We start from the raw sequence: 19,568 nt of genomic DNA, 5'->3' as shown, positions 1-19,568 counted from the left end.
CCATGCGGGCCCGGCCTACGCGCCGGCGCCGACTGCGGCGCCTGCGCCTGTCGCCGAAGCACCAGTCGCCGCGCCCACAGCAGCGGCCCCCAAGGACGCCATCACCTCGCCTATGGTGGGCACGGTTTATCTGTCAGCCCAGCCGGGCGCCGCCGTCTTCATCAAGGTCGGGGACAAGGTCAAGCAGGGCCAGACCCTGCTGATTATCGAAGCCATGAAGACGATGAACCCGATCCCGTCGCCGCGCGAAGGCGTGGTCGCCCAGATCCTGGTCAACGATGCGCAGCCAGTCGAATACGGCGCGCCTCTGGTCGTGTTCGAGTAAGCCGATCATGAAAACCTTTGACAAGATCCTGATCGCCAACCGCGGCGAGATCGCGTTGCGCGTCATTCGTGCCGCCAAGGAAATGGGCATCGCCACTGTGGCCGTCCATTCCGAAGCCGACCGCAACGCCATGCACGTCCACCTGGCCGACGAATCGGTCTGCATCGGGCCGGCAGCGGCGTCCAAGTCCTATCTCAACATCCCGTCGATCATCGCCGCTGCCGAAATCACCGGCGCCCAGGCGATACATCCGGGTTACGGCTTTCTGTCAGAGAATGCCAAGTTCGCCGACATCGTCAGCGCTCACGGCCTGACCTTCATCGGCCCTAAGGCGGAGCATATCCGCATGATGGGCGACAAGATCACTGCCAAGCAAGCCGCCCGCGATTCGGGCATTCCCGTCGTTCCGGGTTCCGACGGTGGCGTTGCCACCGTTGAAGAGGCCATGGCCGCGGCGGAAACCATCGGCTTCCCCGTCCTGATCAAGGCCGCTTCCGGCGGCGGTGGCCGCGGCATGAAGGTCGCCAAGGACCGCGACTCGCTGGCCGAGGCCGTCATGTCGGCCCAGTCCGAAGCCGCCGCGGCGTTTGGCGATGGCACGGTCTATATGGAACGCTACCTCCAGAAGCCGCGCCATATCGAAATCCAGATTATCGCCGACAGCCATGGCAATGTTTGCCACCTGGGTGAGCGCGACTGTTCCCTGCAACGCCGCCACCAGAAGGTGCTGGAAGAAGCCCCCTCGCCCGTCATCGACAAGGCCGCCCGCGACAAGATCGGAAAGGTCTGCGTCGATGCCATCAAGAAGATCGGCTATCTCGGCGTCGGCACCATCGAGTTCCTGTACGAGGACGGGGAGTTTTTCTTTATCGAGATGAACACCCGTCTGCAGGTCGAACACCCGGTCACCGAATACGTCACCGATCTGGACCTGGTGCGCGAGCAGATCCGCATCGCTGAAGGCTATCCCCTGTCCTTCACCCAAGACGATATCGACCTGACCACCCACGCCATCGAAGTCCGCATCAATGCCGAAAACGCCCGCACCTTCGTGCCGTCGCCCGGTACCGTAACGGATTTCCACGCGCCCGGCGGCCTGGGCGTTCGCATGGATTCGGCGATCTATAATGGCTATGCCATTCCGCCCTACTATGACTCGCTGGTCGGCAAGCTGATCGTCCACGGCCGCGACCGCCCCGAAGCTCTTTCGCGGCTGAAGCGAGCTCTGCAGGAGACGGTGGTGAGTGGGATCGACACGACCATTCCGCTGTTCCTCGACCTGCTGAACGAAAAGGACATCCAGACCGGGGACTACAATATCCACTGGCTGGAAAACTGGATCAAGGCGCAGACGCCGGCTGGATAGTTGCAGGTTTGAAAGCCTAGCCTGTGGCAGGGCCTTCTCTAGCTGAGCGGGTATATGACCGGAGCGATTACCATCGAAAGTGCCTTGGCCGAAGCTTTGGCTTCTGCGGCCAGCGCTGCATCCATGGTTGGTTTGTCGAAAGAACGTCGACATGGCGACTGCCTGCTCTCTATTGCAACCAAACAAGTCTCTCTCGGTGACAAGAACCGCGCCAGAATAACTCTGAGGCTCTTTGACCTAGATGCAGATCTGCCCGACTTTCATCTGTCGACGAGGTCAAATCTTCTGCTGGAGGCTGACGATCTGGAGGGCGCGTTAAGACTAGCTAGCCAGATCACAGATAACGCAGAGCGGATGATGCAAATAGTTGCGGTCATCCGTACTATGGCTGAAATCGGCCAATATGCAGAGGCGCGAAGTCTCATCGTCAGCGAGACGGACTTGCAGTACCGCTTTGAGCTTCTGAACGCATATATTGCGGGACTTTCGAATTCGGCTTCCATTGCTGCCTCTGACCTGGACTGGCTCGACATTGAGGTGGCTTCTTACCGCCCCCTGACCACAAATACCGAAATCAGGCTTTTGTCCCAGATGGGGCGCATCGATAATGCACTCGCCTTGGCCCGCAATGCACGCGAACCGCAGGAGCGGGCACATCTTCTATCGGCAATATCCAGTTACCTGATGCCGACCGGTAATATTGAGGCTGCCAAGTCGGCCCTCTTGGAGGCAGAGGCCTGCCTGAAACAAAACGGTCTGTATGGCCATTCCGAAAGGCGAATGTACGGTTACAGCTTCAAGAAATTGGGCGCCTATCGGGAAGCCTTTGATCTGGTGTTGAGCCTGCCGGTCAAGGATCGGCATCAAGAGATGGCCTACCTTGCCGATGATCTGGTCAAAAGCGGCCGTTTGGACGATGCCCTCCAGGCACTCAACCATGTGCCACGTCATCACCCCGATTACAGCGGAACCGCCGCCTACGTCATCGCCGCCTGTCAGCGGGACGGCCGACCGTTTTCCGCCAAGGCCTACAAAAATGTGTTTCCCAGATCGATCGTCATCCAGGCGATGATGGACACGCCGGTACCTCCGGCCGAGAATCCCGTCGTGGCCCAAGCCATGCTTGACGTAGCCGTTGAGGTTCTGGGCAGGCCGAAGCGAATTTTCCGCTGGCCCGGAGATCTGATTGAAGACGTCACCGAGGAAGGCAGCTACGTGGAATTGGCGTCTGCTTTCGCTCGCCTGGGCCGGCTCGACACGGCCATCAGCCTGATAGAACGTATCAAATCGCCTTTCGATCTGGCCTATGCTCACGCGTCTTTCGCCGCGGAACTCGTGCCCCAGGGGCGAAAATCGTTGGCGGGCGAATTCGCCGACAACGCGGCAGCAGTTGGCCTGAAGGATTATCCAATATCAGGCTACTACGGTATCGTCCGCATTCTTGCCGAGGCCAGCCTGCTGGATCAGGCCCTAAGGCTTTATCGACGCCTATATGTAGATCCAGAAGATTATCCAGAGCATTTTCGAGATATTTCGGCAATGTTGGCTGGGCGTCTGACGGCAGGTTATCAATTCCCTAATGCGCTTGAAATCGTAGAACGGTGCCAGTCACCCGAAGATCGTACGGCGGTTTGGCTTGGCATTTACGAAGCGCTCTATACCGCCGGCGCTTCCCACCTGAACTAACCGCCCGTTACTGACACAGACAGCGGTCCAACCGTCTCGAAACTTTATCGCCGCGACGCAAGAATGCCTCCCATCCCACGGAGGTAACCATGACCCTGTCCCTGCACGACATAGCCAAGACCATGCGCGATATCGATCTGTGCATGCTGACATCCAAGACCGTCACCGGCGAACTCGAATCCCGCCCCATGAGCAACAACCGCAAGGTCGACTGGGACGGCGATAGCTGGTTCTTCGCCGATGGCAGTTCGTCGGCCGCTCAGGAAATCGCCAACCATCCCGAAGTCAATCTCGCCTATTCGCGTGAACCCGGTCTGCTGACCAAACCCTTTTTCCTGTCTGTCACCGGCCACGCTGACTTGGTCAATGATCGCGCCGAGATGGAAAAGCATTGGGGCAAGGACATCGAGCTCTGGTTCAAGGACGGCCTCGACACACCCGGCCTGGTCCTGATCCACGTTAAGGCGGATCGTGTGAAATACTGGGATGGCATGGACCAGGGCGAACTGCGCCTGTAGCTTGCGCATCACAAGCGACAAGCTTGCATCTCGCAACTGGTAGCAAAACTTGCAAAACGCTATCAAATAGTCTGTGTCCAGGCCCCGCAAACTTCATCGTCCAGAAATGGCCACCAGTTATGTCGCCATTTCCGCATTTCCCCTTGGAAAATTTGCACCAAATCGGGCTAAACAGCCGGGCCCATGGCTGACTTTACGCTCGATGATCTGATTGGCTGCTACCGCTCCGGCGTGTTCCCGATGTCGGACGCCCGCGACGACGACTACCTGTTTCTGGTCGATCCACCGATGCGTGGCGTTCTGCCGCTGGATGCGTTTCATATTCCGTCGCGACTGGCCCGCACCGTGCGCAAGGACGACTATACCGTCCGTATAGACAGCGCCTTTCAGCAGGTGATCGAACTGTGCGCCGAGGAATCCGTCAATCGCACCTCGACCTGGATTTCTCACTCGATCCAGGCGCTATACCAGGCCCTGTTCGCGCGCGGGTTGGCGCACAGTGTCGAGGTTTGGCGTGAAGGCCAACTGATCGGCGGACTGTATGGTGTGGCGATCGGCGGCGCCTTTTTCGGCGAGAGCATGGTGTCGCGCGCAACCGACGCCTCCAAGATTGCCCTGGTCCATCTGGTGGCGCGGTTGAAGGCCGGTGGCTTCAAACTGCTGGACTGCCAATTCCAGACTGAGCATCTCAGCCAGTTCGGCGTTTTGGAGATTGAGAAAGCCGGCTATCTGACGCTTCTGGCCGCGGCTGTCGATCTGAAGGCTGACTTCTACGACCTGCCGTCAACGGCGACAGGCAAAGACGTTATGCGTCTACTGGCCCCGGGAAAAAAATTGGAACCGCAAATAAGCGCGAATGAACGCGAATAGGTATTGCGCCGCCTGAACCATCTTTCGAGAAACCGCTGCGCACCCCTCGCCCCCAAATTCACATTTCGCGGCGAACCTACCAGGAATTATTCGCGTTCATTCGCGCTTATTCGCGGTTTCAAGTTCAGCTGGTCGTCCCGCCCAGCGGTTTGCGGCAGCCGATCACCCAGGCATCATAGATCGGATGCTGCATCGGGTTCAGACTGGGGCTCGACGAAAAACTCCAGCCCTGGAAGATCTGTTTGGATTTGCTACCTATGGAGGTATTCGTTGCCGCCACCGGATTGGTACGCACGGTCATATAGGCCATGACGTCGTTTTGGGCCTCATCGTCGGCCGTCATTTCGCATGCCTTGACCAGGTAGATAAGGCCCTTGAAGCGAACGGGTTGCCCGATCGGAGCCTCAAACCGCACGCTCTCGGCATTGACCTTGTCCAGCGCTTCGATGATCGCCGTACCATAACGCGGACGCTTCTTCGGCACGTAGCTAGATACGCTGGCCGTCGATGACGAAGAGGACGAAGAGGACGCAGAGGCAACAGCCTTGGGCTTGTCTTCCGGGTCCGCCTGAGCCTGCACGGCCGACGGCGCCACATAGGGCTTCAGTTCCTGCACCGGTGACGCGGCAGGTGTCGTCGGTTGCGGCGCAGGCGCCGCAGGCGTTGCCGCCGGCTTGGCCTTCTTCTTTTCGGGCGTATAGGGTTTGAATTCGACGCCGTCGACGTAATAGGGCTGAGGATCATAGTCCGCATCGTCAACGTAACGCGGAACCTGACGGCCGCCATCGCCACGGGTCGGCGGTGCCGTCTGGGCCGACGCCGACACGACGCCACACAGGGCGAGCGCACCCAAGACGGCCCAGGAACCTTTGATATGTGCGCGCCGAACCATGATCGAACTCCTACGGCTTCCAGGCCTCATAGTCGCCGGCCGACTTTTGCCGCTCCGGCGTCTCGTTGTTCATGGAACCCTTGGGGAATTGCGCCAGGGGCGTACCGCTCATATTGGGCAGGTGCGGCTTTTCCCATGCCTTGCGCGGCAAGGCTTCCTTCGAAGGCGGCGTGTCGTAGAGATAGTGCATCCAGCCATGCCAGTCGGGCGGAATCTTCGAAGCGTCGGCATAGCCCTTATAGAGAACATAACGGCGCTTACGGCCGACATCATATGAGTTGGACGCTGAGCGGTCTTCGAAATAGCGGTTGCCAAACTCATCGCTGCCAACCTGGCGTCCGCGCCGGCCGACCGTAAACAGGGTGCCCAGCGTCGCGCCACTCCACCACAGGAAAATCTTGTCCAGCAAAACACTTGTCCTTAATCACAAATCACCTCGAACTATAGTGATCTGGCTCGAACAGGTAAAGGCGCGGCGGGAAATTTTATCGCCCCGGCGGCAGGACGCCGCCATCAACATATTGTGGACGGTTGCCCAAACATCTACCACATTTATTGATGTCTCGCCTATTACGCGATAGAGTTAACCCAAGACCTGCGTTTTCTGCGGACCCCGATATGGCTTTTCTGTCTCCGGCGCTACGCCGCCTGATCACCCCTGGCGACCTGGAATCGCGCGTTGTTGAGCGCGCGGGCACCTTCACGGAGGTCATTTGCCCGCGCGACATGCCGTCCGCCCAGGCCGAAGCCTGGCTGGACTGGGCTGATTCGCTGGCCGCCGACCTGCCATCGGGGACCTGGACGCGAGCCGGCGATGCCGACAGCGATGCCTTTGGCGGCGCCCTTGGCGACTATGCTCACCGCCTTTCGCAATGGGGTCTGCGTCTGGGGCACCTGTCCTCTCCCGCTGAGGCCGGCGAATTTGCCGAGGCCCTGGAGGCGACACTGCTGGCCGGTTTGGCGGGGCCGTCAACCGGTTTAACCTCTGGCCATCGCGTTCACCCGACCGCCGGCGACATCCTGCCCCAGGCAACCGAGGCAGCACCGCTGTATCTCGATGACCATGCCGGCCGTCAAACTTTGACGCGGCTCCTGGTCGATGCCCGTGCCGCCAGGTTGCGCGATGCGGCCCAAACCCGCCTGGCCGCCGCCTTGGATGATATTTCCAGCGCCATCGGCCGTAGCGAAGGTGAACATGCCGCATCGTTAAAACACAATCCAGCCCTGGCACGCGCGGCGGCCCGCGCCCGCGGGCTGGGCGCCGGTGACGCCCTTATTGCGCGCCAGATCCAGCTCAGCCAGACCTCAACTCCCAGTTGGTCGCCGGCCTCGCCCGAGACGGTTCCGGTACGTCACCGCGCGGTCGTCGGCAGCCGTGACACGGTCTGCGCCGGCGACCCTTCCGCCGTTCTGTTGGCGGAAACAGCGCTGGAGACGCAGGGCCTGCATCTGGTCTTCGATCCGCGCGACGCAGAAGCCCTTGAGGCCCAGAACCTGGCGCCGAAAGCCGCCATCAATGTCGCGCGTTTCTTCCAGGACGACGGCTTTCAGGCCGAAGCCTTCGTCGACGCCATCACCTTGTGGGCCTGGGCGCTGGATATCGAAGCTTCCGTCGCATTTACCGGGACTTATACTGACTCTCTTAAACTACATGCCGAACGTCCGGTCGCCCTCACTCTGGCGGGTCTGACCGACGCCCTGATGAGTTTGGGCCTGTCGCTCAGCGACAGCGCGGCCGGCGACTACGCCTCGCATCTGTTCGCCTTGCTGGAAGCGTCCGCCGTTCATGCCTCTGCGGTTCTGGCCCAGCGCCTGTCACCGCACGACAGTTTCAAGGCGGACAAACCCGCCGCGATCGACAGGCTAAGCAGTAAACTGTACCAGATCACGGCGATGAAAGGTCACGGCGACCTGAAGGGCCGCAGCCTGGAACTGATTCAGTCGGGGCTGAAACTGGCCAAGCTGACCGGACTGCGCAATGTCCAGTCGACGGCACTGTTTGCCGACGATGAGCTTGCTCTGCGCCTGGGCGCCACCTTGGGGGACCAAGCCATCCGCGAAGTTCGCGGCGTGATCGAAGGCGACGACGGGACGTTTGTCACCGTATTAAAAGCGCCGGTTATCAAGGGGTTACAAGCGCTGGCTGCCGATTGGGATGAGGTTCGCGGCCATCTTCTGGGTCACCGCAGTCTATACGATGCTCCGCATATCAACACCGCAAGCTTGAAATCCAAAGGGCTGAGTGAGTTCGAGGTTAGTCAGTTGCAGGACGTGCTGATGACCGCCTCGACCCTGGCCGAGGTGTTTTCGACCCGTCACCTCGACGTAAATTTCATTCGCGACATCTGGGGACTCGACGAAAGTGATCTGGCAGATCCGGCATTGAACTTGCTGGATGTCATGGGTTTTTCGCCCAGTGATCAAGCCGCGGCAGAAGGTTACATCTTCGGACATCGCGAGCTCGATTCGTTGAAAGCGCTAAACGAGACGGCGTGGCGTCTGATCGCCCCGCCAGGCTTGAAGGCGCAACTGGCTTTGCGTCAGGCCTGTGAGGCCTTTGTCGATGCCCCCTCGACCGCGGCAATGATCGTAGCCTGGGATCAGACTCCAACCGAGGTCATGAAGCTCTACGCCCTGGCGGCCGGGTTGGACCTGCGCGCCGTCACGGTCAGCCGGGCCGACCCGCCGGCGGATTTTCGCCTGGAAATCCCGGCCTACGACGAGACGCCGAAGCGGGAGCCGGCGCCTGTGGCCGCCCCTGCCCCGTCTTCGTCGCGGGTCATCGAGAAGATCATCGAGCGTGAACGGTCGCGGACTAAGCTCCCCGATCGCCGCAAGGGCTATATCCAGAAGGCCGGCGTCGGCGGGCACAAGGTCTATATCCACACCGGCGAATATGAAGATGGCTCGCTGGGTGAGATTTTCATTGATATGCACAAGGAGGGCGCCGCCTTCCGATCATTGATGAACAATTTCGCCATTGCGATCTCGATTGGCCTTCAGTACGGCGTGCCGCTGGATGAATTTGTCGATGCCTTTGTCTTTACCCGGTTTGAGCCGGCAGGACCGGTGACCGGAAACGACCGGGTGCGGTCGGCAACCTCGATCCTGGACTACATATTCCGCGAACTGGCGATTTCGTATCTTGACCGCGACGATCTCAGCAATGCCGATCCGGAAGCTTTGAATGCCGACGGATTGGGCCACGGCGATGTTGTGAGGGAGACCGAAGAAGCCTTGCCTGCGTCACAATTCATCTCCAAGGGCTTTGCCCGAGGTACGGCAACGGATAATCTGGTGGTCGTACCGTTTGCCCGCAAGCGCGAAGCGGTGAACGACGACGAGTGATCCAACGGCTACCGCCTTTGGCAAGGGCGACCGCCCGCCGCGCACAATTGCGCGAGCCTTGGGGGGGCGCCTAGTCCGGCGCTTGAGCTGAAAAATACGAATGCCCGCAGGCATTCGTGGCATCGGGTTTGCTGGGTGTCGTTCACAATCAGCGAAGGTGTTCCCTTATGAAACGCATCACTCTGGCAATCCTGGCCCTTGGCCTGCTGTCCAGCCCGGCTTTGGCTCAGAACGCGTCCCAGATCGACGCCGCCCGGAACGGCGCCAACTGCCCGAAGTGCAACCTGTTCCAGGCGGACTTTGTCGGCCTGCAACTGAAGAGCAAGAACTTTGCCGGCGCGCGCCTGCGTCAGGCCGATCTGGGCATCGGCATCTTCAGCGGCACGAATTTCTCGGGCGCTGACCTGCGTGACGTCAACGGTTCGGCGGCCCTGTTCGGCCGGGCCAGCTTCGCCGGCGCGGATATGACAAATGCCAACTTTGTCGGCGCCTATCTGGAACATGCGAATTTTCGTGGCGCCAATCTGACCGGCGTGAACTTCTCCGGCGCAGAAATGTCGTCGGCGACGGGTATCACCCAGGCTCAGTTCGATCGCGCCTGCGGTGACGAAGCGACCCAGGCGCCTGCCGGTATCCGCGTTCCGGTTTGTAACCAGTAATCTCTGTCAACGACCCGAACACACTCTGAGACAGTTTCGGAGCCCTGGCGGACACGCCGGGGTTTTCCGTGCCTGACAAACGGGTTTTGCGGCCCGCGGCCCCAAGTCTTCCTCTTCCTTCCTTTGACCTCGCCCCCTTGAGGGCGAAGGTCCAAGGAAGGAAAAGAAAGGTCTTTTATGGGGCCGCAGACCCCAAACCCCATCACTATTGCACGTAAGGCCACCCCTCCGCATCAAACCCCAGCGCATTCAACCCCAGCTTCGGTGCGCCGCCCGACGCCCCGTCGTAGTAGTGATACACCAGGATCGGCACGCCTCCGGCATTGACCACGCTGTTGCCGCCCGGTCCCTTAATTTGGCCATGCGCGCTCAACAGGATCGTCCCACCGCCATCGACCAGGTTCAGACCGCCGCGGTCAAAGAACGGTCCTGTCGGCGAAGTCGATCGGCCGACCAGGATGCGATACCGGCTGTTTGCGTTACAGCACGGATTGGCCGAGCCGAAATAGTAGTAATACCTTGTCCCGTTGACCACCCAGGGAAAAATGAACGGCCCTTCGACGCCGCCCGGGCGCTTGGCGATGTCATGCATCACCTTCCCCTTGCGCAACCCCGTCACCGGATCCAGCTCAATCACATGCATCCCGTCTTCCCATGACCCAAAGGCCATGTACCAGTTGCCGGCATCATCTATGTAAGGCGCCGGATCGATGGCATTGTACTTTGTGATACAGCCCGGCCGCGTCCCGCAGCTGGCGATAATCTCTCCGGCATCCGTCCATGGTCCCGTCGGTGTCGGTCCGGTCGCCAGGGCAATGACAGCTTCCGCACCCATATTGGTCCCCGGCACACCGGGCGTCCCGTAAACCGGAATGGAATAGTAGTGATAATACGTGCCGTTGGCATACAGGACGCTGGGCGCCCACAGATCGGTTCTCCCACCGCCCCCCGTCGTATTTTTGCTGGCCCACCAGGCATAGTCCGTTGCAAACGCCCCCGTCGCCACCTTGGTAAAGGTCGTCAGGTCGGTCGAACTGGCCAGGGTGTTGTGCGTACCATAGAGCCAATAGGTTCCCGCTGTATCCACGATCAGGTTGGGGTCGTGCACGTCAACGCCAGCGCCCGACACCGCTTTCGGCAAGGCATAAGCCCTCGCACTTGTCAGACTTAAACTCCATTCCTGACAGGTACAAGCCGTCCCCGTCGCCGGCCGCGACTCCTGGGTCACCGTCCCGCTGGCATTCGTTTGGAGATAGAGGCCGCTACGCACATTGCGGATCAGATAATTGCCATTGGTCAGTTTATGAAACGTCCACAGATGGTCATTGATGCCGTTATCGGCCCACTGCAAAGCCTCCGCTCCAGCCGACGTCGAAGCATTCTCTATGCCCGCCACCTGGTGGGTCAGCATGTTTTCGAGATTGTACTGATTGCTGTCCATGGTGATGGCGTGCCACAGCAGTTCCTTGTTGCTGCTGTCCAAAGCCTGGCCCAGCTTGGCACCTGCAGTCTGACTCGCGCCGGCAATGGTCAGGTACTGCCCCGATGCGACATTGCGAATCTTCATCGCCATGACGTCGTCGACCACCGATTGCGTGCCCATGTCGACACCGACCGCACTGGAGGACGATCCGCCGCCCCCACCGCCGGAACCGCCACCACCTCCCCCGCCGCCGCCGCAGGCTGTGATCGCACCGGTCATCAAGACGAGACAAAGCGCCGCCGCAACGGGCGTTGTAAACTTAGACATGACTATTCCCTGGCTCCGGAGGCGTTACCCGCCCCTTATAATGTCTGACAATTGCCACACGCTATCCGGAGCACACTCTTCCGTCAAGCATTTTGTCGGACAATAAATGTCGCGGCAGGTACAGGCTGTATTTGGAAAGTGTGAGGGGTAGGAAATCTCTAACGGAACAGCGACAGCATGTAGGACTGTGACTGATTTGCAATCGACAGGGCCTGGATGGCCAGTTGCTGTTTGGTCTGCAGGGCCTGCAGCTTGGTCGCTTCCTTGGCCATATCGGCGTCGACTAACTTGCCGACGGCACCGTCCATGGTATCCTGGAGCTTACCGATAAAGGTGGCGTGACGATCCAGTGACTTCGACGACGTCCCGAGCCTGGCCAGGGCTGACGACATGTTGCTGATCGAGTCATCCAACGTGGTGAGCAAGGCCTGGGCCGAGGTCGCCGTGGAAAAATCGGTACTGGCGCCCAGGGTGATGATTCCCCCGCCCAGCGACATGTCCTCGGCATCGACGGTCAGATGACTGCTGCCCTGCGCATTGGCCAGAGCGCCGATAGTGGCGCGCGACCCGTTCAACAGATTGATGCCATTGAAGGTAGCGTTGGCGATGGTCTTGGTGATCTGGTTGCGTATGGCGGCAAAATCCGCCTTCAACGCATCGCGCGAAGTCGTGTCGAGCGAGGTGTCGGACGCCGCAAGCGCCTTTTCCTTCAACTCGGTCAGCATGTCTTGGATCGACTCGCCGGCCGTCATGGCGACGTCGACGGTGGATGACGTTCGGGACAGGGACATTTTGACGGAGTCGAGCGACTTGATCTCGGCGCGTTGAGACTGCGCGATGGCGTAGATAGCGCCGTCGTCCTTGGCGCTGGAAACCTTGAGACCTGTCGAAATACGGTTTTGCGTCACGCGCAGATCTGCCGTGATCTTGTTCAGGTTTTGCAGGGCCACCATGGCGCCCAAATTGGTGTTGATGGAGTTCATCTTCCCGAACCATCCCCTGACCTTCTGTCGTGGGTAGGGTGATCATAGCAGGGAATTGTTAACGGGTTTTGTTAGGTCACGATTTTACCGCAGAGGCTTGGCTGACAAATGGGGCGTGGGGTCCGCGACCCCACAAAGCCTTTCGTTTCCTTCCTTTGACCTTCGCCCTCAAAGGGGGCGAGGTCTAAGGAAGGAAGAGTAAGACTTGGGGCCGCGGGCCCCACACCCCGTTACATCAGCCAACCTTGATCGGCAGCGCCGTCCGGATATGCAATTCCTTCAACTGCTTATCCAGCGCATCCGACGGCGCGCTCATCATTACGTCCTGGCCCTGCTGGTTCAGCGGAAAGGCAATGACTTCACGGATAGCCGTTTGACCGGCCAGCAGCATAACGATCCGGTCGATCCCCGGCGCCAGACCGCCGTGCGGCGGCGCGCCATATTTGAACGCGTTCAACATGCCGCCGAACTGCGACTCGACCACATCATGACCATAGCCAGCGATCTCGAACGCCTTCAGCATGATCTCCTGCTTGTGGTTCCGGATCGCGCCCGAACACAGCTCATAGCCATTGCAGACGATGTCGTACTGATAGGCCAGGATCTCGCGCGGATCCTTGGTCAGCAAGGCCTCCATCTCGCCCTGCGGCATAGAGAACGGGTTGTGCGAGAAATCGATCTTCTTCTCTTCGTCGTTCCACTCAAACATTGGGAAGTCGACGATCCAGCAGAAGCGGAACTGATCCTCATCCACCAGACCCAAGTCCGTTCCGACCTTGGTCCGCGCCGAGCCGGCGAACTTGACAAACTCATCGACCTTGCCGGCAACAAAGAAAGCCGCATCGCCATTGTCGAGGCCCAGTTGCTGACGCAGCGCCTCGGTACGTTCCTCACCGATGTTCTTGGCGATCGGGCCGGCGGCTTCCAAACCCTCAGCCGCCCCTTCCGGCGTCCGCCAGAAGATGTAGCCCAGGCCCTTTTGGCCCTCGCCCTGCGCCCACGAATTCATCTTGTCGCAGAAGGCGCGTGAACCGCCGGTCTTGGCCGGAATAGCCCACACGGCCGTACCGTCCTGCTCAAGGATTGACGCAAACACCTTGAAGCCCGATCCGGCGAAATGCACCGACACGTCCTGCATCTCGATCGGGTTGCGCAGGTCCGGCTTGTCCGAACCGTATTTCGCAATCGACTCCTTGTACGGGATACGTTGGAACGGATAGGAGGACACGCGTTTGCCGTCGCCGAACTCGGTAAACAGACCATGGATCACCGGCTCAATCGCAGCAAAAACATCCTCTTGCGTGACAAAGCTCATCTCGACGTCGAGCTGATAGAATTCCAGCGAGCGGTCGGCCCGCAGGTCTTCATCGCGGAAACAGGGCGCGATCTGGAAGTAGCGGTCAAAGCCCGACACCATCAGCAACTGCTTGAACTGTTGCGGCGCCTGGGGCAGGGCATAGAACTTGCCCGGGTGCATCCGCGACGGCACGAGGAAGTCGCGCGCGCCTTCCGGCGAAGACGCCGTCAGGATCGGCGTCTGGTATTCCAGGAAGCCCTGCCCGACCATGCGGTTGCGGATCGACTGGATCACCTTGGAGCGCAGAACGATGTTCTTGTGGAGGGTCTCACGACGCAGGTCCAGGAAGCGGTTCTTCAAACGCACCTCTTCCGGATAGTCCGGCTCGCCGAACACCGGCAAAGGCAGCTCAGCCGATTCCGACAGCACCTCGACGTCGGTGACACGAACCTCGACCTCACCCGTATCCAGGTTCGGATTGAAAGTCTCGGGATCGCGCGCCACGACATTGCCGTCGACCCGGATCACGCTCTCGGCGCGCAAACGTTCGACCTTGGCAAAGCCTGGCGACGACGGATTGAACACCAGTTGGGTGATGCCGTAATGGTCGCGCAGGTCGATGAACAGCAGGCCACCGAAGTCGCGCTTGCGGTGGACCCAGCCGGACAGGCGCGCCTGGGAGCCGGCGTCGGACAGGCGCAGGGCGCCGCAGGTGTGGGAACGATAGATGTGCATAGGTCGCAAAGCCCGAAATAAGCTTGGAAATCAGGCCGCGTAGGGCACATGATGCGCCCGTAATGTCAAGTCGAAAGACTATAAACAGACACCTCACGGGTCATCCACAAGCTTGATGGCGCACACATTGTCATTGCTGGCCGTAACGCCTAGATTCGCACCATGGCCCGCCAACTTCCCCTCGACCTCGAACTGCCCGACCGCTTCAGCCGCGACAGCTTCGCGACGAATGCGGCCCTGCAGGCCGTGCTCGATGTCTTGCTAGTGCCGCAAGCCTGGATCAGCCCGCATTTGATCCTGCAAGGCCCGAGCGGTACCGGCAAGTCGCACCTGGCCCATATTTTCGCGGCAGAAACGGGTGCGCACCTACTGACGGCCGACGACACATACCAACTCGATCTCGCCGCCCTCACGGGAAGCTACGTCGTCGATGACGCCGAAACGGCTTCCGAAGAAGCGCTCTTCCATCTTAGTAACTACGTCCAGAAAAGTGGACAACATCTTGTCCTGACGACAAAAATTCAGCCGATCATCTGGCAGACGGCCCTGCCCGATCTGGGTTCGCGCCTGCGCGCGATGCGGCTGATGGTCCTTCCCGAGCCCGACGAAGACCTGCTGGCGGCCGTCCTGAAAAAGCTTTTCGCCCAGCGCTTCATCCAGCCCAGCGACGACACGCTGGCCTACCTCTCGACGCGCGTCGAACGTTCCGTACCCGCCGCACAAAAAATTGTCACAGAGCTGGAGCACCATGCCAACGGCCGGGCGTTCAACAAGACTCTGATCCGGGACTTTCTGGAACAGAGCGAAACCTTGTTTGACGACCCCGACGTTTAAAAAACATTCGTTATTTCGTTTTTCACCGTAAGATGGCGAAAACAGCAAAGCTTCACTCATGTCCGACGATTCGCCTTCCCACGCCGCTATCGACACACCGGCCGTCATAGCCGACGCGCTTCCTGTTGCCGTGCCGGTGGCGACCATAGCCGCACCGGTCATCGACCTCGATAACGACGCCCCCTTGGGCGGCGCCTATTATATCAACCGCGAACTTTCGTGGCTGGCTTTTAATCAGCGGGTCATCGAGGAAGCCGAAAACGTCCGCCATCCCCTGTTAGAACGGCTGCGCTTCCTGTCGATCTCGGCCAACAACCTCGACGAATTCTACATGGTGCGCGTCGCCGGCTTGCAGGGTCAGGTCCGCGAGGCCGTGCGCGTCGTCAGTCCCGACGGTCACACCCCGGCCGAACAGTTGGAGGCCGTCAACCGCGTCGCTGCACAGCTGATGATCAAGCAGCAGGCCATTTGGTTGAAGTTGCGGACCGAATTGACCGCCGCAGGGCTTCACCTGATGTCGCCGAAGGACCTCAGCAAAACCGACTCGGCTTGGCTGGAGAAGGAATTCGAAAGCCAGCTCTTCCCCATCCTTACACCCCTGGCCATCGACCCCGCCCACCCCTTCCCGTTCATACCGAACCTCGGCTTCTCGATCGTCCTGAAACTGACGCGCCGTAAGGACAACCGCACCATGTACGCGCTGGTGCCGATCCCGACCGGCGTGAAGCGGTTCTGGGAGATCGAAACCGCCACCCGCGGCGGCAAGCGCAAATTCATCAGCCTGGAAGACTTCGTCTCGGTCAGTCTGCCGCAGATCTTCCCGGGTTTCGACGTCGTCTCACGCGGCCTGTTCCGAATCCTGCGCGACTCCGATATCGAACTGGAAGAAGAAGCCGAAGACCTGGTCCGCGAGTTCGAGGCCCTGATCAAGCAACGCCGCCTGGGCTCCGTGGTACGCGTCGAGATCGACGCCACCATGCCCGAGGACCTGCGCGCCTTTATCATCGGGCAACTTCGGGCCAAGCCCGAGGATGTGGTTCTCATCGAGGGCATTCTGGGCCAGTCGCAACTGTCGCAACTGATCCCCCGCGACCGCAACGACCTGAAATTCACCCCGTTTGAACCGCGTTTCCCCGAGCGTATCCGCGACAATGGTGGTGACATGTTCACCACAATTCGCGAGAAGGACTTTTTGGTCCACCACCCGTTCGAAAGCTTCGACGCCGTGGTTCAGTTCCTGCGCCAGGCCGCGCACGATCCGAACGTTATCGCCATCAAGCAGACCCTTTATCGCACCTCGAAGGACAGCCCGATCGTCGCCGCCCTGATCGAAGCCGCCGAGCAGGGTAAGAACGTCACCGCCCTGGTCGAGATCAAGGCGCGTTTCGATGAGGAAGCCAACCTGCGTTGGGCCCGCGCCATGGAACGCGCCGGCGTCCACGTCGTTTACGGTTTCGTCGAATACAAGACCCACGCCAAGCTGTCGGTTGTGGTCCGCCGCGAAGGCGATGCCCTGCGCACCTATGTCCACTTCGGCACCGGCAACTATCACCCGATCACCGCCAAGGTCTATACCGACCTGTCGCTGTTCACCGACAATGCCGACCTGGGCCGCGACGCGATGCGGGTGTTTAACTTCATAACCGGCTACGCCCGCCCGGAGGTGATGGAGAAGCTATACTTCTCACCCGTTACCTTAAAACCCGGCCTGATCCACCTGATCGATCAGGAAATCGCCAATGCACGTGCTGGCAAGCCCGCCCAGATTTGGGCCAAGCTCAATGCCATCGTCGATCCGGTCATCATCAAGAAGCTGTATATCGCCAGTCAGGCGGGGGTACAGATCGATCTCGTCATCCGCGGCATCTGCTGCCTGCGGCCCGGCGTTCCGGGCCTGTCGGACAACATTCGCGTCAAATCGATCGTTGGCCGCTTCCTGGAGCATTCGCGCATCGTCTGCTTCGCCAACGGCAAGCCGATGCCATCGGATCAGGCACGGGTCTTTATTTCTTCCGCCGACTGGATGAGCCGTAACCTCGACCGCCGCGTCGAAACCCTGATCCCGGTCGAAAACCCAACCGTACATCGCCAGGTTCTGGACCAGATCATGGTCGCCAACCTGAACGACGAGGCCCAAAGCTGGACGCTTGGCGCCGACGGTATCTATAGCCGGGTCGATGTCAGCCATTTCGAGAAGCCCTTTTCGATGCATGACTATTTCATGACTCATCCGTCGCTGTCGGGCCGCGGCCGCGGCGTCAAGGACATGCCCCAGGCCTTTGATCACGTGGGTGTTCGTAAATAGGCGCACAGCCTATTTCCCTATTGCGCCTTTTGTTATAACCGGCCATACGCGGCCCGTGAGTGCAGCACGGGAGTCCGCGTCTTGGCGAACTACAATACGGCCGTCATCGACATCGGGTCCAATTCCGTTCGCCTCGTTACCTATCGCATCGAAGGCCGCTCGATCTGGCCGATCTATAACGAGAAGATCCTTGCGGGCCTGGGACGGGATCTCGGCCGAACCCGCAGACTCCACCCCGACGGTTGCCGTGACACGTTGATCGCGCTGCGCCGCTTCCGCGCTATTATCGAATCCTACAACCTCAAGAACGTTCATACCGTCGCCACCGCCGCCATCCGCGATGCCGAGGACGGCGCCGCCTTCGCCGAAACGATCCGGGCCGAAACCGGATTTCATGTTCGCGTCCTGACCGGTGGCGAAGAGGCGTATTATTCGGCTCTGGGTGTGCTGTGCGGACAAGCCGAAGCCACAGGAGTGGTCGGAGACCTCGGCGGGTCGTCATTGGAACTGATCGACCTCAATGGCGAAGACGCCTTCAAGGGCATTACCCTGCCGCTGGGCCCCTTCGCGTTGGGCGCGCCGGCTCCGATTTTGATGGAACATACGCGAAAGCGCATCGTCGACGTGCTGGCCCCCCATCGTGAACGTTTCCACCAGAAGACCTTCCATGCCGTTGGCGGCGCCTGGCGCAACCTGGCGGTCATCTGGATGCAGAAGGCAAACTATCCGCTGCAAATCGTTCAACAGTTTGAACTTCCGGCGCGCGAAGCCCTCAACATCGCCCGGCTGATCGCTTCGCAATCGACGGGGTCACTGGAAAAGATCAAGGGGGTCACTAAGCGCCGGATGGAAAACCTGTCCTATGCGGCCTTGGTCATGCAGAGCCTTATCGAGACGTTCGAGTTCCAGACTGTCTGTTTCTCGGCCAACGGGCTCCGCGAAGGGCTGCTCTTCGACAATCTTGACCCCGAACTGAAAACCCGCGACCCGCTCCTGGAAGGTTGCGCCGCCCTTGGCGCACGGCTGGGCATTTCCAGCGACATCGGCCAGGCCCTTTCGCAATGGACTCGGGACTTCTACCAAAGTGCCGACGGCGTGTTGTTTGAACGCCCCGACCCGCGATTGATCCGCGCCGCCGCCAAGTTGGCCGATATCGGCGCAACGCTGCACCCCGATCATCGTGCCGACCTGGTCTGCGACCAGGTCCTGCGCGCGCCGATTCCCGGGCAGAGCCACGCCGAGCGTGTCTTTCTGGCCTGCACCCTGTTCACGCGCTATGCCGGCGAAGCCTATGTCAAGGAGCCGGTGCTGATCGACCGTATCCTGGGCGAAGACGGTTTGAACCGGGCGACGCAACTGGGGCTGACTCTGCGCCTCGGATGCGACCTGTCGGCCAAATCGGCCAGCCTGCTGAGCAATGCCCACCTGTTGCAGCACGAGCGCAACCTGGTTCTGGAAGCCAAGGCGGGCTGGGAAGATTTGCTGCTGGGCGAACAGACGCGCAAACGCGCCAAGACTCTGGCCAATGCGCTACGGCTGAACCTCAAGATGGGCAGCTACTAACAGACTGTTTGAAGCGCCCGCTTTTGAGAACAAAATTAATCGAGCTCGACGACCTCGACCTTGCTGCCGTTCAGAACAAGGGCCAGTTCTCCCCGCTTCAGCCTTAGTGCGTCTTCACCGAACACCTTGCGGCGCCAACCCGTCATGGCCGGCACATCGGCGTTGTCATCGAGGGCGATCTTTTCCAGATCGGCCACCGTTGCCAGAAGTTTGGGCGCCACGCCCTCCTCTTCGCAGCGGATCCGCAGCAGCACCTTCAGCAGTTCGACGACCGACGCCGGCACCTGGACGGGAGGTGCCGATTTCTCGATCTTCGGCGCGTATTGCTCCGGGTTCTTCAGGACGTTACGGATGATCTCGGTCAGGTCGACACCGAACTTGGAGGCGCCGAAGCCCTTGGATGTCGAACGCAGATGGTCGAATGCGCCCGGATCGGT

General features: G+C 60.1%; 15 protein-coding genes and 1 pseudogene. 10 read left to right on the top strand and 6 right to left on the bottom strand.

Annotated features, from left to right (window positions below):
• From ABI_RS16515 to aat, 5 genes are all read left to right on the top strand, one after another.
• Positions 1 to 325, top strand: a 325-nt coding sequence (locus tag ABI_RS16515) for an acetyl-CoA carboxylase biotin carboxyl carrier protein (protein ID WP_083811544.1), incomplete at its 5' end; no start/stop codon positions are given.
• A 7-nt stretch (positions 326 to 332) separates the two neighbouring features.
• Positions 333 to 1,691 (top strand): acetyl-CoA carboxylase biotin carboxylase subunit, encoded by a 1,359-nt coding sequence (gene accC / locus ABI_RS16510; protein WP_006274187.1) that lies wholly within the window; start codon positions 333 to 335, stop codon positions 1,689 to 1,691.
• 54 nt (positions 1,692 to 1,745) lie between these two features.
• Complete coding sequence (locus ABI_RS16505; protein ID WP_040309528.1) at positions 1,746 to 3,377, top strand: hypothetical protein; 1,632 nt, start codon at positions 1,746 to 1,748, stop codon at positions 3,375 to 3,377.
• Between the two features lie 89 nt (positions 3,378 to 3,466).
• Positions 3,467 to 3,895, top strand: a complete 429-nt coding sequence (locus ABI_RS16500) for a pyridoxamine 5'-phosphate oxidase family protein (protein ID WP_006274185.1) — start codon at positions 3,467 to 3,469, stop codon at positions 3,893 to 3,895.
• Between the two features lie 183 nt (positions 3,896 to 4,078).
• Complete coding sequence (gene aat / locus ABI_RS16495) at positions 4,079 to 4,765, top strand: leucyl/phenylalanyl-tRNA--protein transferase (protein WP_006274184.1); 687 nt, start codon at positions 4,079 to 4,081, stop codon at positions 4,763 to 4,765.
• 124 nt (positions 4,766 to 4,889) lie between these two features.
• On the opposite strand, the gene ABI_RS16490 is transcribed toward aat, so the two are convergent.
• Both ABI_RS16490 and ABI_RS16485 read right to left on the bottom strand, forming a co-directional pair.
• Positions 4,890 to 5,657: a DUF2155 domain-containing protein gene (locus ABI_RS16490; protein ID WP_083811543.1), complete on the bottom strand. Its 768-nt coding sequence runs from the start codon at positions 5,655 to 5,657 to the stop codon at positions 4,890 to 4,892.
• Positions 5,658 to 5,667: 10 nt separating this feature from the next.
• On the bottom strand, positions 5,668 to 6,066 hold the full coding sequence (locus ABI_RS16485) for an NADH:ubiquinone oxidoreductase subunit NDUFA12 (RefSeq protein WP_006274182.1): 399 nt from the start codon (positions 6,064 to 6,066) through the stop codon (positions 5,668 to 5,670).
• Positions 6,067 to 6,275: 209 nt separating this feature from the next.
• Between ABI_RS16485 and ABI_RS16480 the strand changes: the two genes are divergently transcribed.
• Both ABI_RS16480 and ABI_RS16475 read left to right on the top strand, forming a co-directional pair.
• The gene (locus ABI_RS16480; RefSeq protein ID WP_006274181.1) at positions 6,276 to 9,005 is read left to right on the top strand and encodes a TSCPD domain-containing protein; all 2,730 of its coding nucleotides are present in this window, start codon (positions 6,276 to 6,278) and stop codon (positions 9,003 to 9,005) included.
• A 167-nt stretch (positions 9,006 to 9,172) separates the two neighbouring features.
• Positions 9,173 to 9,664, top strand: coding sequence for a pentapeptide repeat-containing protein (locus tag ABI_RS16475; RefSeq protein ID WP_006274180.1), 492 nt, complete (start codon positions 9,173 to 9,175; stop codon positions 9,662 to 9,664).
• 205 nt (positions 9,665 to 9,869) lie between these two features.
• Here the strand turns inward: ABI_RS16475 and ABI_RS23830 are convergent, their stop codons facing one another.
• The 3 genes from ABI_RS23830 to aspS all read right to left on the bottom strand — a co-directional run bounded on the left by ABI_RS23830 (position 9,870) and on the right by aspS (position 14,438).
• Positions 9,870 to 11,414 carry a family 43 glycosylhydrolase gene (locus ABI_RS23830; protein WP_085930199.1) on the bottom strand — a complete coding sequence of 515 codons (1,545 nt, stop codon included), beginning with the start codon at positions 11,412 to 11,414 and terminating at the stop codon, positions 9,870 to 9,872.
• A 158-nt stretch (positions 11,415 to 11,572) separates the two neighbouring features.
• The gene (locus tag ABI_RS16465; RefSeq protein ID WP_006274178.1) at positions 11,573 to 12,397 is read right to left on the bottom strand and encodes a flagellin; all 825 of its coding nucleotides are present in this window, start codon (positions 12,395 to 12,397) and stop codon (positions 11,573 to 11,575) included.
• A 235-nt stretch (positions 12,398 to 12,632) separates the two neighbouring features.
• A complete protein-coding gene (gene aspS / locus ABI_RS16460; RefSeq protein ID WP_169313744.1) occupies positions 12,633 to 14,438 on the bottom strand; it encodes an aspartate--tRNA ligase in 1,806 nt (601 codons plus the stop codon).
• Positions 14,439 to 14,591: 153 nt separating this feature from the next.
• On the opposite strand from aspS, the gene ABI_RS16455 reads away from it, so the two are divergent.
• From ABI_RS16455 to ABI_RS16445, 3 genes are all read left to right on the top strand, one after another.
• A complete protein-coding gene (locus ABI_RS16455; RefSeq protein ID WP_006274176.1) occupies positions 14,592 to 15,263 on the top strand; it encodes a P-loop NTPase family protein in 672 nt (223 codons plus the stop codon).
• A gap of 58 nt (positions 15,264 to 15,321) precedes the next feature.
• Positions 15,322 to 17,568, top strand: a complete 2,247-nt coding sequence (locus ABI_RS16450; protein WP_006274175.1) for an RNA degradosome polyphosphate kinase — start codon at positions 15,322 to 15,324, stop codon at positions 17,566 to 17,568.
• Positions 17,569 to 17,649: 81 nt separating this feature from the next.
• The gene (locus ABI_RS16445; RefSeq protein WP_006274174.1) at positions 17,650 to 19,131 is read left to right on the top strand and encodes a Ppx/GppA phosphatase family protein; all 1,482 of its coding nucleotides are present in this window, start codon (positions 17,650 to 17,652) and stop codon (positions 19,129 to 19,131) included.
• Between the two features lie 35 nt (positions 19,132 to 19,166).
• Here the strand turns inward: ABI_RS16445 and ABI_RS25310 are convergent.
• Positions 19,167 to 19,568 (bottom strand): annotated as a pseudogene (locus ABI_RS25310) (ribonuclease D); the annotation flags it as partial.

It is taken from the genome of Asticcacaulis biprosthecium C19, from assembly GCF_000204015.1.
In the GTDB taxonomy this organism is placed as follows: domain Bacteria; phylum Pseudomonadota; class Alphaproteobacteria; order Caulobacterales; family Caulobacteraceae; genus Asticcacaulis; species Asticcacaulis biprosthecius.
Note: the sequence above shows the minus strand (reverse complement) of the source record. Positions and strands in the feature narration are given on the sequence as shown.

Bases quoted from the DNA above. Each gene is read 5' to 3' on its own strand.
- ABI_RS16500 (WP_006274185.1), top strand. From the start codon at position 3,467: ATGACCCTGTCCCTGCACGACATAGCCAAGACCATGCGCGATATCGAT.
- ABI_RS16475 (WP_006274180.1), top strand. From the start codon at position 9,173: ATGAAACGCATCACTCTGGCAATCCTGGCCCTTGGCCTGCTGTCCAGC.
- ABI_RS16505 (WP_040309528.1), top strand. From the start codon at position 1,746: ATGACCGGAGCGATTACCATCGAAAGTGCCTTGGCCGAAGCTTTGGCT.
- ABI_RS16480 (WP_006274181.1), top strand. From the start codon at position 6,276: ATGGCTTTTCTGTCTCCGGCGCTACGCCGCCTGATCACCCCTGGCGAC.
- ABI_RS16490 (WP_083811543.1), bottom strand. From the start codon at position 5,657: ATGGTTCGGCGCGCACATATCAAAGGTTCCTGGGCCGTCTTGGGTGCG.
- accC (WP_006274187.1), top strand. From the start codon at position 333: ATGAAAACCTTTGACAAGATCCTGATCGCCAACCGCGGCGAGATCGCG.
- ABI_RS16465 (WP_006274178.1), bottom strand. From the start codon at position 12,397: ATGAACTCCATCAACACCAATTTGGGCGCCATGGTGGCCCTGCAAAAC.
- ABI_RS16450 (WP_006274175.1), top strand. From the start codon at position 15,322: ATGTCCGACGATTCGCCTTCCCACGCCGCTATCGACACACCGGCCGTC.
- ABI_RS16455 (WP_006274176.1), top strand. From the start codon at position 14,592: ATGGCCCGCCAACTTCCCCTCGACCTCGAACTGCCCGACCGCTTCAGC.
- aat (WP_006274184.1), top strand. From the start codon at position 4,079: ATGGCTGACTTTACGCTCGATGATCTGATTGGCTGCTACCGCTCCGGC.
- ABI_RS23830 (WP_085930199.1), bottom strand. From the start codon at position 11,414: ATGTCTAAGTTTACAACGCCCGTTGCGGCGGCGCTTTGTCTCGTCTTG.